The sequence below is a fragment of the Streptomyces sp. NPDC048507 genome (genome assembly GCF_043199995.1).
Classification (GTDB): Bacteria; Actinomycetota; Actinomycetes; order Streptomycetales; family Streptomycetaceae; genus Streptomyces.
On record NZ_JBICWZ010000004.1, the window covers coordinates 130,527 to 143,243 of the forward strand.

Annotated in this window: 11 protein-coding genes; 5 read left to right on the plus strand and 6 right to left on the minus strand. The window is 72.7% G+C overall.

Translation table 11 applies throughout. The features are described from left to right. Positions 1–120 precede the first annotated feature (120 nt). The 4 genes from ACGFXC_RS13610 to ACGFXC_RS13625 all read right to left on the minus strand — a co-directional run bounded on the left by ACGFXC_RS13610 (position 121) and on the right by ACGFXC_RS13625 (position 4,500). Positions 121–1,179, minus strand: a complete 1,059-nt coding sequence (locus tag ACGFXC_RS13610; protein WP_393712420.1) for a YeiH family protein — start codon at positions 1,177–1,179, stop codon at positions 121–123. Next, the gene (locus ACGFXC_RS13615) at positions 1,179–1,736 is read right to left on the minus strand and encodes a cysteine dioxygenase (RefSeq protein ID WP_393712422.1); all 558 of its coding nucleotides are present in this window, start codon (positions 1,734–1,736) and stop codon (positions 1,179–1,181) included. Before ACGFXC_RS13615 ends, ACGFXC_RS13610 begins: the two co-directional genes overlap by 1 nt. A gap of 122 nt (positions 1,737–1,858) precedes the next feature. Then, complete coding sequence (locus ACGFXC_RS13620; RefSeq protein ID WP_351823157.1) at positions 1,859–2,764, minus strand: LysR family transcriptional regulator; 906 nt, start codon at positions 2,762–2,764, stop codon at positions 1,859–1,861. 137 nt (positions 2,765–2,901) lie between these two features. Continuing rightward, positions 2,902–4,500: a S1C family serine protease gene (locus ACGFXC_RS13625; RefSeq protein ID WP_393712424.1), complete on the minus strand. Its 1,599-nt coding sequence runs from the start codon at positions 4,498–4,500 to the stop codon at positions 2,902–2,904. 265 nt (positions 4,501–4,765) lie between these two features. On the opposite strand from ACGFXC_RS13625, the gene ACGFXC_RS13630 reads away from it, so the two are divergent. From ACGFXC_RS13630 to ACGFXC_RS13640, 3 genes are all read left to right on the plus strand, one after another. Continuing rightward, a complete protein-coding gene (locus tag ACGFXC_RS13630; RefSeq protein WP_393712426.1) occupies positions 4,766–5,566 on the plus strand; it encodes a glycerophosphodiester phosphodiesterase in 801 nt (266 codons plus the stop codon). A gap of 85 nt (positions 5,567–5,651) precedes the next feature. Next, positions 5,652–6,254 (plus strand): ATP-binding protein, encoded by a 603-nt coding sequence (locus ACGFXC_RS13635; protein ID WP_393712428.1) that lies wholly within the window; start codon positions 5,652–5,654, stop codon positions 6,252–6,254. A gap of 148 nt (positions 6,255–6,402) precedes the next feature. Continuing rightward, entirely contained in the window at positions 6,403–7,377 is a 975-nt protein-coding gene (locus ACGFXC_RS13640; RefSeq protein ID WP_393712430.1) for a DUF5926 family protein, read from the plus strand. Positions 7,378–7,559: 182 nt separating this feature from the next. On the opposite strand, the gene ACGFXC_RS13645 is transcribed toward ACGFXC_RS13640, so the two are convergent. Together ACGFXC_RS13645 and ACGFXC_RS13650 are read right to left on the minus strand one after the other, a co-directional pair. Next, positions 7,560–8,120 carry a hypothetical protein gene (locus ACGFXC_RS13645; protein WP_393712432.1) on the minus strand — a complete coding sequence of 187 codons (561 nt, stop codon included), beginning with the start codon at positions 8,118–8,120 and terminating at the stop codon, positions 7,560–7,562. A 91-nt stretch (positions 8,121–8,211) separates the two neighbouring features. Further along, a complete protein-coding gene (locus ACGFXC_RS13650) occupies positions 8,212–8,940 on the minus strand; it encodes a bifunctional DNA primase/polymerase (RefSeq protein WP_393712434.1) in 729 nt (242 codons plus the stop codon). Positions 8,941–9,367: 427 nt separating this feature from the next. On the opposite strand from ACGFXC_RS13650, the gene ACGFXC_RS13655 reads away from it, so the two are divergent. Continuing rightward, entirely contained in the window at positions 9,368–10,954 is a 1,587-nt protein-coding gene (locus ACGFXC_RS13655) for a PP2C family protein-serine/threonine phosphatase (protein ID WP_393712436.1), read from the plus strand. A 159-nt stretch (positions 10,955–11,113) separates the two neighbouring features. Beyond that, a complete protein-coding gene (locus ACGFXC_RS13660; RefSeq protein WP_393712438.1) occupies positions 11,114–12,580 on the plus strand; it encodes an aminopeptidase P family protein in 1,467 nt (488 codons plus the stop codon). The last annotated feature ends 137 nt before the right edge of the window (positions 12,581–12,717 follow it).

The window sequence follows — 12,717 nt, forward strand, 5'->3', positions numbered from 1 at the left end:
GGCACCGTCGCACGAGGGGCGCGAGATGTCAGGAGGCAGTCCGGACGTTCGGTCGGTTCCGGCCAGGAAATGGCCAACTCTGCTGGCGGAGACGGGACGTCGGGCGAATCGGGATACGCGTCAGGTGGTGAGCAGGACGCCGACGTACGAGACGCCGGCCACCATCACCCAGGCCCCCAGCCCCAGCAGTGCCGCCCGGCCGCCGGTCCGGGCCAGCCTCGGCAGGTCCACCGCGCTGCCCAGGCCGAACAGGGCGGCTGCCAGCAGCAGCCCCTGCGCGGTGTGCGCCCAGTCCAGGAACGCGGCGGGCAGCACCCCGGTGGTGCGCAGTGCGGCCGCCGCCAGGAACCCGGCCACGAAGAGCGGGACCGGAGCGGGCCTGCGCCCCGAGGTGGTGCGCGCGCCTCGCCGGCGGGCGCGCATCGAGAAGGCCACGGCCGCCACCAGCGGCGCCAGCAGGGCCACCCGCATCAGCTTGACCAGCACCGCGTCCCCCAGCGCCCCGGGGCCCGCGGTCTGTGCGGTCGCCACCACTTGGCCGACGTCGTGGACGCTCGCCCCCACCCAGCGCCCGAAGGCGAGGTCGGTGAGCCCCAACGGGCCCTGGAGGAGGGGCAGGACGGCGATGGCGAGGGTGCCGCACAGCGTGACCAGGGCCACCGAGGAGGCGACGTCCTCCTCGTCGCTGCCGGACACCTCGCTGACCGCTCCGATCGCCGAGGCCCCGCAGATCGAGTATCCGGTGGCGATCAACAGGGGCTGATCCCCGGGGAGTCCGAGGCGGCGGCCGAGCCAGACGGTACCGAAGAAGGTGGCCGCGACCACGCCGGTCACCATCGCCACCGTCGCCCAGCCGAGGCGGGCGACCTGGTCCAGCCCGAGGCCGAGGCCCAGCAGGACGATGCCGATGCGCATCAGTCGCCGACCGGCCAGCGACAGGCCCGGGCGGGCGGTGCCGCGCACCGTGCTCCGTAGACCTGGAAGGTGGGCTGCCGCGATGCCGAGCACCACCGAGGCGGTCAGCATCGGTACCGCGGGGATCAGCAGGTGCACGCACCAGGCGACCAGGGTGCCGGCTGCGGCGAGGGCCAATCCGGGCCAGGAGGTGGATGTTTCACGTGAAACACCGCGCAGCGGCGTCCTCGGAGGCTGCGGGACGGTGCGGTTCAGGAGGGCCATCAGCCGGTCGGTTCCGGGTAGACGCGGCGGACGCTGCTGCCGAGCCGGCTCACGTCGGCTCCGTAGACGTGCAGGGATATCGCCTTCGTACGACAGGAGTTGCGCACCTTGTGGATGTCGCCGGGCGGGGCGAATCCACAGACGTCGCCCTGGCCGTTGACCACTTCCTCGGTCGCCACGAGCCGCGCGGTGCTCCCGGGGGCGATGGCGGGGGCCAGCCGGTAGCGGACCTCGCTCTCGGCACCCTCGTGCACTCCGGCCACGCACCAGGAGACGTGGTCGTGGATGGCGGTCTCCTGCCCGGGCAGCCAGACCAGGGCGACCACGGAGAAGCTTCCGTCGGGCTCGGTGTGCAGGACGTGCTGCCGGTACCGGTCGGGATGGCCCTCGCGCTGCTCGGGGGCGAGCAGCTCGGGGGCGCCCAGGTGCGGGGCGAGTCGTTCACCGACCAGGTAGGCGGTCAGATCGGGGGCGAGCCCCCGGTCGACGACGTTGCGGATCTCACTGACGAGGGCGGCCATCCTCGCGGTCGTACGGGCCTGCGTGGTGGTGGTCATGGAAGCAGCGTCCGTCGGCCGATCCATCACGTCCAACGACAGTTCTGCCCTGAATTCCCAAGCTCCGCTTATGGATCGAGGGTCGCCGGAGCGCCGGAGGGGCCGGGCTCAGCCGGCGGCGCTCAGCAGCCGACCCGGTTCGCCGCCACGCGCTTCAGTTCGTCGAGCACCACGGCCGTCGCCGGGATGCGCAGGTGGTCGCGGTAGACGTAGGCGGCGATGTGCCGGCGCGCGGCGGGTTCCAGCACCCGTCCGCAGACACGGCTGAGGGAGAGCGAGGGCAGTACCAGCGCGGGCATCATGGCGACGCCGAGGCCCTGCGCCACGAGGCTCTGGACGACCAGGTTGTCATCGGTGGCGAACCTGATGTCGGGTACGAAGCCCAGCTCGGCGCACTCGTGCAGCAGGTTGGCGCGGCAGCGCGGGCAGCCCGCGATCCAGCGCTCCTCCGCGAGGTCGGCCAGGTGCACGGCGCGGCGCCGGGCCAGCGGGTGCCCGGTCGGCAGCAGCACGGTCAGCTGGTCCTCCAGCAGCCTGACCTCGGCGACTTCCTCGGGGATCTCCTCGTGCAGACCCGGGTAGGTGAAGGCCAGGGTGATGTCGCACTCACCGCGCTGGAGGCGGCGCAGGGACTCCGGCGGCTCCCCCTCCAGCAGCTCGACCTGGACGCCGGGGTGGTCCTTGGCCAGGCCGCTGAGGGCTTCCGGGACCAGGGTGACGTTGGCGCTGGGGAATCCGCAGACCCGGACGCGTCCGGTGCGCAGCCGGGTGTACGCCTTGAGCTGGGCCTCGGCGGCGGAGAGGCTGCCGAGGATGGACTCGGCGTGCCGGGCCAGGGACTCGCCGGCCTCGGTGAGCTTCATCTTCCGGCCCACGCGGGTGAACAGCGGGGTGCCGACAGCGCGTTCGAGCGCCTTCATCTGCTGGGTGATCGCGGGCTGGGTGTAGCCCAGGACGCGAGCGGCCGCGGAGTACGAGCCCGCCGCGACCACTTCGTGGAATGTCCGTATGTGCCGTGAATCGAACACGAGCGAAGCATAAGCAGATATTGGGAGGGGCCGTAGACGGAATCCCGCCCACGGCCCCTGCCATCAAGCCAGCGTCGAGCGCCTGCCCGTCGCCGCTCTTCGTCGCCCTTCGTCGTCCGTCGCCGCTCTTCGGCCGTCTACTTGTCGCCGACCCGCGAGCCGAGGGTGATGTCGACGGTGTTCGGCTTGCCGTCGCGCAGGTACGTCAGCTTCACGGTGTCGCCCGGCTTGTACGTCCAGATCAGGCTGATCAGGGTCGGACCGCTGTCGACCTGGCGGCCGCCGAACTCGGTGATGACGTCGCCGGGCTTGAGGCCCGCCTTGCCGGCCGGGCCGTTGGGGTCGACCAGCTCGTTGGCGGCCGCGCCCTGCTCGGAGATCTTGGCCCCGTCGCTCTTCGCCTGGAGGTCCACGGACACCGAGATCACCGGGTAGACCGGCTTGCCGGTCTTGATCAGGGAGTCGGCGACGTTCTTGGCCTGGTTGATCGGGATGGCGAAGCCGAGGCCGATCGAGCCGGCCTGGCCGCCGCCGAAGCCGCCGTTCCCGGCGGACTGGATCGCGGAGTTGATGCCGATGACCGCGCCCCGGCCGTCGAGCAGCGGGCCGCCCGAGTTGCCCGGGTTGATGGAGGCGTCCGTCTGGAGGGCGCTCATGTACGAGTTCTTGCCGCCGGAACCGTCGCCGGAGGCCACCGGACGGTTCTTGGCGCTGACGATGCCGGTGGTGACCGTGTTGGACAGGCCGAAGGGGGCGCCGATCGCGATGGTCGAGTCGCCGACGGCGACCTTGTCGGAGTCACCGAGCGCCAGCGGCTTCAGGCCGGCGGGCGGGTTCTTCAGCTTGAGCACCGCCACGTCGTAGCCCTGGGCACGGCCGATCACCTCGGCTTCGTACTTCTTGCCGTTGGAGAAGGTCGCGGAGAGCTTGCCGCCGTTGGCGGCGGAGGCCACCACGTGGTTGTTGGTGAGGATGTGGCCCTGCTCGTCGTAGACGAAGCCGGTGCCGGTGCCGCCCTCGCCGTCGCCGGCCGAGGCCTCGATGGTGACGACGCTGGGCAGCGCGGACGCGGCGAGGCCCGCGACCGAGGCGGGGTCCCGCTTGACGTCCTTGGGGGTGCTGGCGGTGATGGTCGTCGAGCCGGAGGCGTTGTCGCTGCGCTCCGCCGCCCAGTAGCCGATGCCGCCGCCGATGCCGCCCGCGAGCAGGGCCGCCGCGAGGACGGCCGCGACCAGGCCGCCCCGGCCCTTCGGCTTGGGCGCGGGGGCGCCGTCGGTGTGGAGCGGGGCGCCCCAGCCGCCGTGGCCGGAGCCGCCCCCCTCGTACGCGGGAACGGCGGGCGGCGGCGGGGGCCAGCCCTCGGCGCCGTGTGCGGCCGGGGCGGGGGGCGGGGTCTGGCCGTAGGCCTGGTTCGGGTCGTGGGCGGGCCGGCCCTGGTGCTGGCCCTCGTACGGGCCCTGCGCCTGGTGGGCCTCGTAGGGGCCCTGCGCCTGGCCCTCGTACGGGCCCGGCTGCCGGTCGTGGGGCTGACCGTACGCGGGCGGCCCGGCCGGGGTCGGCGGGAGCTGCTGGGTCTGCTCGGCGCCGGGCGCGGCCGGAGCCTGCGCGGGGGCCGGCGGGGCGGCGGGCGGCTGGGCCGGAGCCTGCTCGGGGGCGGAGGCGGCCACCGGCACAGGGGGTGCGGACGGGGCCGCGGGGGGCGTCGGGGCCGCGGTGCCCTCGTTCTCGGTGCTCACAGCGCTCTCTCCTCAGTCACACACGGCTACACGGCCTTCAAGGCCACTGGAAATCAGGCGATGCCGGCCCTGAACCGGCCCGGCATCGGTCCGACTGAACGTTCGACATGCCGCACAAGTTCCAGGGTGAAGCCTTTCCCATGACCCGTCAGAGCACTGTAAGCCGGACCTGTGCGTCGCCCCCCATCCTTTATCTCCGACATATCGGGCGCATCCCCAGGACTCACCCCGACGCGCGAAGCCCCCTCGATGGCACCATGACCGGGTGACCCACGCACTGCCTCGCCCCATCCAGGTCGTCGCCCACCGCGGCGCCTCGGAGGATGCCCCCGAGCACACCCTGGCCGCCTACCGCAAGGCCATCGAGGACGGCGCCGACGCCCTCGAATGCGACATCCGGCTGACGGCCGACGGCCACCTGGTCCTGGTCCACGACCGCCGGGTGAACCGCACCTCGAACGGCCGCGGGGCCGTCTCCGCCCTGGAGCTGTCCGAGCTCGCCGCGCTCGACTTCGGCTCGTGGAAGGACCGCGAGGAGTCCCCCGACTGGGACGCGGACCCCGAGCGCACCTCCGTGCTCACCCTGGAGCGGCTGCTGGAACTGACCTCCGACGCCGGCCGCCCCGTCCAGCTCGCGATCGAGACGAAGCACCCGACCCGTTGGGCCGGACAGGTGGAGGAACGCCTGCTCTTCCTCCTCAAGCGCTTCGGCCTCGACGCCCCGCCCGCCGACGGCCCGCACCCGGTCCGGGTGATGAGCTTCTCCGCCCGCTCCCTGCACCGGGTGCGCGCGGCGGCCCCCACGATCCCGGCCGTCTACCTCATGCAGTTCATCTCCCCGCGGATGCGCGACGGGCGGCTGCCGGCCGGGGTGCGCATCGCCGGGCCCGGGATGCGCATCGTGCGCAACCACCCCGGCTTCATCCGCAAGCTCCAGGCCGCGGGGCACTCCGTCCACGTATGGACCGTGAACGAGCCCGAAGATGTTCAGCTATGCGCGGATCTGGGTGTGGAGGCGATCATCACGAACAGGCCACGTCAGGTTCTGTCACAACTGGGACGCTGACGTCCCGGTTTGCGCACCCGCCCCACGCGACCCGCGCGTGACAGGGTGTGCACCGGCGCATCCGCTCCGCGTTCATTGGTCATGAATGCGTCAGAGGGCCTCGTCAGAGCGGTTTCCGGTCCAGGCCATTGGGGCATCCAGACCATGGCGTGGGGCTAAGGAGGTTCCGGGGGTGGCGTTGGTGATGGCACAGGAAGTGCCCACGTCGTCGTGCATGGACATAGCCCATGGACCGGCGGGCGTGGGCGAGGCGAGGCACCGCATGCGCGAACAGCTGCGCATCGGCGGCCTGTCCGACACGGTCGTGGACGATGCCGTACTGATCCTTTCCGAACTGCTCAGCAACGCCTGCCGGCACGGCCGGCCGCTGGGCGCGCGGGAGGTCGGGGACGGGGACGTACGCGCCGCCTGGCGCGTCGACAAGGCGGGACGGCTGACGGTCGAGGTCACGGACGGCGGCGGCCCGACCCGCCCGGTCCCCTCCACGCCCTCGGTCACCGCGCACGGCGGCCGGGGACTGAACATCATCAGCGCCCTGGCCCAGGACTGGGGTGTCCGGGACGGAGCGGCGGGTGAGGTCACCGTGTGGGTGATCGTCGCCTGCGGGCCCCGGCACGACGACTTCGCTACGCGCGTCACTGCCCCGGCGATCGACTTCGCGTCCGCCTTCGACGATCTGGATCCGTGAAGCGGATCCCCCGGATGCACGGGGGGACGGCCCCCGGGAGCGCACGCCGACCGTGCTCCCGGCCGCACCCCACCGGATGCGGCGGTACGAACGGCTAGGCTCGCGACCAGAGAGACCGCCGTACCGCCGCAACCGGGAGACACCCACGATGGCCAAGAAGCGCCCCGCCGCGAAGACCGCGAAGCCGCAGATCACCAACGGGGAGATCCCGGTGGTGGGTGCGCGCGAGCCCTGCCCCTGCGGTTCCGGGCGCCGCTACAAGGCCTGTCACGGCGCGGCCGCCTCGCACGCCGTCACCGAGCACGTGCGGCGACCGTTCGAGGGACTGCCGGGCGAGTGCGACTGGGTCGCGCTGCGCGAGCTGGTCCCCGCGGCCACCATCCCGCTGACCCTCAAGGGCGGCCTGCCCGAGGGCGTCCCGTCCGTCACGCTGGTGACCGTACTGCCCATGGCGTGGCCGGCCCTGCGCCGCGAGGACGGCTCCGTCCTGCTCGGCCTGCAGAACGACTCGAGCACCGGGGACCTGGCCCGCGACATGGCCGACACCCTGGAGCGGGCGCTCGTTGCGGATCCTGGCACTCCGGTTGCCGCCCGGCGCGTGCCGGCCGAGGGCAGCCGACTTCAGGATCTCCTGGACCTCGACGGCGTTTTCGAGCCGGTTGTGCACAGCGGCTTCGAATTCTGGATTCCGGAGTCGGAGGACGACCGCAACGCCTCCCCGGAGATCGCCGCTTCGCTGGAGCGCGCCAACGCGGCCGCCATCCCGACCGTGAAGCTGACCTCCGTGGACGCCGCCTACTGGTGCGAGACCCCGGACAAGAACCACCTGCGCTGGGTCATGCCGCACCCCGAGGAGAAGCTGCTCGACGCCCTCGCGCGGCTGCACGCCGCCGGCACCTCCTCGCTCGGCGAGGGCACGAAGCTCGTGGGTTCCTTCCGGGCCCACGGCCTGATGGTCCCAGTCTGGGACCTGCCCACCGGGGTCGGCGCCGAGGACGTGGAGAAGCCCGCGGCCGAGCTCGCGGAGCGGCTGGCCGCGGCCCTGGCCACGGACACCCCGCTGACCACGGAGGAGCGTCGTGCGCGCGGCGGCCTCACCAACCGTCAGGTGACGCTCAGCTGACGTCCCGGAGGCCCGCGGGAGCGGTGACCGGAGTCACAACTCCCGCTAATCGCCTGCAAATCGATGTCTGAATATCAGAGATCGAATTTGCGAACAGGCGATCTCTTGTTACCGTTCTTGTAGCCCGGTCGCTGGTGCATCCCCCGTCGCCAGCGACCGGGCCCTTGCTTTTCAGGTGGTGCTCAACCCTCGCGCGGTGCCGGTGTGTTGCTCCCGGACCGCAGCAGCAGCCGCCCTTCATCATCCGGAACTGCAAACTCCGCAACTGCCGAGTAGCCGTCCGGAGTCCCGACCGACTCCCCCCGCGGCGTTTCGCACAGGCCCGGCTCGTCCCCCGCCGCCACGGCGCAGCGGATCTGCACCGTGCGCCCCGCCGGCCCCATGACGGTCAGTACGGCGTCCAGCGCGCGGCCACTGGTGTTGCGGTAGTAACTGCGGCCCCACGTCTGCCCCTCGCCCTCCAGAACGCAGGTCTGCGCCTCCAGGCCCTGCGGGGCGGAGAGTTCGGGACCGCAGCGGGAGTCCGTGCGTGCCTGGAGGGCCGGCCCGGGGCTCGCCTGCGCGGCGGCGGCCCGCGCCCCGGGCGGCGTACGGGACGGGTCCGAAAGGCCGAGCGAGGAGAGCAGCCCCCCGCCCTTTCCGTCGCCCTGACCGGCGAAATCCGGCCCGGCGATCGCTCCGGCCAGGGGAAGCGACAAGATGATCAGCACACCGGCGCCGATACCGATCAGGCGGAGATTCATTCGCCGAAGATAGCGACGCGGGAAAGGGGCGCGGAGATCCCCGCGCCCAATTCCCCGGGAAACTCGTCGTACTGGCACCCGTACGAGTGACTCAGTACGCGAGCCTGCTGCCCCCGCCGGGAGCGCCGCTGCTCGCCTCGACGAGCGCGTCCACGACCGCTTCGACCTCCGGCAGCCACAGCCCGCCGGCTCCCGCCGCGGGCTCCCGCTCCCAGCGGACCTGCCCGCCGCCGGAAGCCGTGGAGGGCGGCAGCAGCAGGTATCCGCCCTCGCCGTGGAAGCGCAGCGAGGCCGGCACGTGGTCCTTGGCGTAGAGGAGTTCGCCGAGCCGCTCCAGCGAGTACGGCGCCACCAGCAGGGACCACCGGGTGGGGGTGGCGACGACCGGACCGAGCCGCAGCCCCTGCGCGTCCAGCCGTTCGACGGCCCGCGCGGCCGCCCCGGCCGGCAGGCTCACCGCGCACGGCGCCGCCCCGCCGGTGGCCAGCAGCAGCGGGGCCCCGGGACGCCGGGTCCACCACCAGGTCACCATCCGGGGGTCGGTGGTGGCGGCCAGCAGCCCGGGGTCGAAGGGATGCGCTCCGGGAACCACGCAGTCGGGGTCGGGGCAGGCGCAGCGCGCACCGTCCCCGGCCGCCCGGCCGACGCCGGGGAGTACCGGCCAGTGGTGGACGGTGGCGCAGGTCAGCGCGCCGTCGAGGAGGGACGGGACGGCGCCGGCCGCGCCCGTCGCGGTGGAGCGGGAGGGGGAGGGGGCGGCGCGCGGGAGTTTGAAACGATCGCGGAGCCGCTGGAGACGCCTTCCGAGGATCTCGCGCATGAGCGCTCGTTCCTTTCCGTTGAACGTCGAGGGCCACATCACACCATGTGAGCGGTTTTTCACCACACGTACACGTTTCGCGTCACTGTCCGCCGCAAGCAGGTTCACACGGTTCGTGCAGTTTTCTCACTGGTCCATCGAACGTCCGCCGGGGGTCCGGCGGGACCTCCCGGACGACCCGGACGACCCGCGCCGCTACCGAAACCGGCTGCCGCCGCTAAGGACGACGGCCCGCGCCGGACGGTTCCCGGCGGTGCCGGGAGTCGCCAACTGGCCCCGGGCACTGCCGATTACGTACCCGGACCGGCTGGGACGCCTGTCCAGTCGATCGCAAAAAACGTCCGCTTGCCGCTTTTTCCGGCCAAGTTTTAGCCCCGGCTGAACAGTGAGTCGCCGTCCCACGGACACCAGGATTCCCGCCTGGGCAATGCTGGACATCGCTCCTCGTGTGCGTGTAGATGTGGATCCATTGATGGCGGCGCAGCACGATCTGGGGGTTTGCGATGCTATATGGCGAATCGCACCAGGTGGAAAGGCGGACGCCATGAGCGCCCCGCATCTGCCGAAAGTGGCTGGAATCGATCCAGCAGTTACAGCGTCAGCGCACACTGCGGTGCCCACGCCCGCATCCACCTCGACGTCCACGAACGCCTCCCCCGCCCCTCGAACCGCCCCCGCCCAGGCCGCAACGCCTGCCGCGAGCAGCGTCATCCAGGACCGGCTGGCGGGCATGGTCTCCGACCTCACGACCCTGCACGAGCTGACCGAACGCCTCGCACGGGCCACCGACCTCGCCTCCTCCCTCCAGGAGTTCCTGCGCGCCGGAGCCGTCCTCGTCGGCGCGCGCCGCGGACTGGTCGTCCTGGAGCCCTCCGACGGGCTCGGGCCCAGCACCACGATCGGCCTCGGCCTGGGCCGCGCCGACCTCGGTCACATCGAGACGGTGCCGCGCAGCGCCACCTCGTACGGCCGCATCCTCGACGGACTGCCCGACGCCCACGGCGGCTCCGATTTCCTGCCCGAACCGGCCGCCGCTCCGGCGGCCGGCGGCGCCGGGGAGCACGAACCCCCCGTCGACCCCCGCCACCGCGAGGTCGCGGCCCGGCTCGGCTACGCCGCCAGCTACGCGCTGCCGCTGGCGGCGGACGCCACCGGCCGGCTCGGCGCCGCCGTCTGGCTCTACGACGAGCAGGCCGAGCCGAGCGAGCGCCAGCGCGACCTCGTCGGGCTCTACGTGCGCTACGCCGCCGAGCACCTGGCCCGGATGCTGGAGGTGGACCGCTCCCGCACCCGGCTGGCCACCGTCGCCGAGGAACTGCTGCCCAGCCGGCTGCCCCGGATCCCCGGGGTCCAGCTCGCCGCCCGGCACCACACCGGCCCGCGCGGCGGCGGCGACTGGTACGACGCCCTGCCGCTGCCCGAGGGGGCCATGGGCCTGGCCGTCGGATCCGTCACCGGCTCCGGGCCGAGCGCCGTCGCCGCGATGGGCCGGCTGCGGGCCTCGCTGCGCGCGTACGCCGTCATGGAGGGGGAGGACCCCGTCGCGGTCCTGTCCGACCTGGAGCTGCTGCTGCGCCTGACCGAGCCCGCGCGCTCGGCCACCGCGCTCTTCGCGTACTGCGAGCCCGCCGCCCGCAAGATCATCCTGGCCGGAGCCGGGCACACCCCGCCGCTGCTCATCGGCGAGCGCCGCACCGAGTACGTGGAGACCTCCCTCTCCGCGCCGCTGGGCATGCTGGCCTGCTGGGAGGCGCCGAGCGTGGAGATCGAGCCCGCACCCGGAGAAACGGTGCTGCTCTACACCGACGGCCTGCTGCGGCGCACCGGCGACCCCATGGACCGGGCCTACGCCCGGCTGCACGCGGCGGCCGCGGGGGTTCCCCGTAGCGCCCGGGACGACCCGGCGGCCCTCTGCGACCACATCCTGCGCACCGTCCTGCCCGGGGAGGACCCGGGCGCCACCGGGGCGGACCCGGCCGAGGACATCGTCCTGCTCGCGGCCCGGTTCGACTGAGCCGCGTCCGCCCGCGCGGGGTGGACGGGGTGACGGAGCCGCGAAGACGCCCGGTATGACTGATATGTCACAGCCATCGCCGGGCGCCTCCCCGACGCACATACGATGAACGAGGTCCACACACCCGGACCTGCGTGTCGATGCGGCTGAGGAGAAGACGTGGCTGACGAGCTCACCCCGGAGACCCCGGAAGAAGAGCAGCCCCAGAAGAAGCACAAGCAGCGCAAGAACGGGCTGTACCCGGGCGTCAGCGAAGAGCTCGCCGAGAACATGCGCAGCGGCTGGGCCGACACCGAGCTGCACGGCCTGGAGCCCATCGCCCAGGCGGGCCACACCGCCGAGCGGCGCGCCGCGCTGGCCGCGCGCTTCCCCGGCGAGCGCCTGGTGATCCCGGCCGGCCGCCTGAAGACCCGCTCGAACGACACGGAGTACCCCTTCCGCGCGTCGACCGAGTACGCGTACCTCACCGGCGACCAGACCGAGAACGGCGTACTGGTCCTGGAGCCCACGGGCCCCGCGGGCCACACCGCCACCATCTACCTGCTGCCCCGCTCCGACCGCGAGAACGGCGAGTTCTGGCTGTCCGGCCAGGGCGAGCTGTGGGTCGGCCGCCGCCACTCCCTGACCGAGGCCGAGCAGCTGCTCGGGATCCCGGCGAAGGACGTGCGCGAGCTGGCGGAGGCCCTCGCCGAGGCCGAGGGGCCGGTCCGCGGCGTACGCGGGCACGACGCGGTCATCGAGAAGGCGCTGACCGACAAGGTCACCGCCGAGCGCGACGAGGAACTGCGCGTCTACCTCTCCGAGGCCCGCGCGGTGAAGGACGCCTTCGAGATCGGCGAGCTGCAGAAGGCCGTCGACTCCACCGTCCGCGGCTTCGAGGACGTCGTGAAGGTCCTCGACAAGGCCGAGGCCACCTCGGAGCGCTACATCGAGGGCACCTTCTTCCTGCGCGCCCGCGTCGAGGGCAACGACGTCGGCTACGGCTCCATCTGCGCCGCCGGCCCGCACGCCTGCACCCTGCACTGGGTCCGCAACGACGGCGACGTCCGCTCGGGCGACCTGCTGCTGCTCGACGCCGGTGTGGAGACCCACTCCCTCTACACGGCCGACGTCACGCGCACGCTGCCGGTCAACGGCACGTTCAGCGAGATCCAGCGCAAGATCTACGACGCCGTGTACGCGTCCCAGGAAGCCGGCATCGCGGCGGTGAAGCCGGGCGCCAAGTTCCGCGACTTCCACGACGCCTCGCAGCACGTGCTCGCCGAGAAGCTCGTCGAGTGGGGCCTGGTCGAAGGCCCCGTCGAGCGCGTCCTGGAGCTCGGCCTGCAGCGCCGCTGGACCCTGCACGGCACCGGCCACATGCTCGGCATGGACGTCCACGACTGCGCCGCCGCGCGCACCGAGGCCTACGTCGACGGCACGCTGACGCCGGGCATGTGCCTGACGGTCGAGCCCGGTCTGTACTTCCAGGCCGACGACCTGACCGTGCCCGAGGAGTACCGGGGCATCGGCGTCCGGATCGAGGACGACATCGTCGTCACGGAGGACGGCAACCGGAACCTGTCCGCCGGGCTGCCGCGCCGGTCGGACGAGGTCGAGGCGTGGATGGCGCGCCTCAAGGGCTGACGCGCACCTGCCCGAGGGGGCGTGCGTGACGGTGGGCGGGGACCGGACCGGTCCCCGCCCACCGGCGTGTCGGGGCGGAGCGCCGCTGCGGGCGGACGGGTGGTGGCGGTGGCTGCGGTGGTGGCGGTGGCTGCGGT

Excerpts from the sequence above, each read along its gene's own strand:
- ACGFXC_RS13610 (WP_393712420.1), bottom strand. The coding sequence starts at position 1,179 with ATGGCCCTCCTGAACCGCACCGTCCCGCAGCCTCCGAGGACGCCGCTG.
- ACGFXC_RS13615 (WP_393712422.1), bottom strand. The coding sequence starts at position 1,736 with ATGACCACCACCACGCAGGCCCGTACGACCGCGAGGATGGCCGCCCTC.
- ACGFXC_RS13635 (WP_393712428.1), top strand. The coding sequence starts at position 5,652 with ATGCGTCAGAGGGCCTCGTCAGAGCGGTTTCCGGTCCAGGCCATTGGG.
- ACGFXC_RS13640 (WP_393712430.1), top strand. The coding sequence starts at position 6,403 with ATGGCCAAGAAGCGCCCCGCCGCGAAGACCGCGAAGCCGCAGATCACC.
- ACGFXC_RS13645 (WP_393712432.1), bottom strand. The coding sequence starts at position 8,120 with ATGAATCTCCGCCTGATCGGTATCGGCGCCGGTGTGCTGATCATCTTG.
- ACGFXC_RS13650 (WP_393712434.1), bottom strand. The coding sequence starts at position 8,940 with ATGCGCGAGATCCTCGGAAGGCGTCTCCAGCGGCTCCGCGATCGTTTC.
- ACGFXC_RS13655 (WP_393712436.1), top strand. The coding sequence starts at position 9,368 with ATGCTGGACATCGCTCCTCGTGTGCGTGTAGATGTGGATCCATTGATG.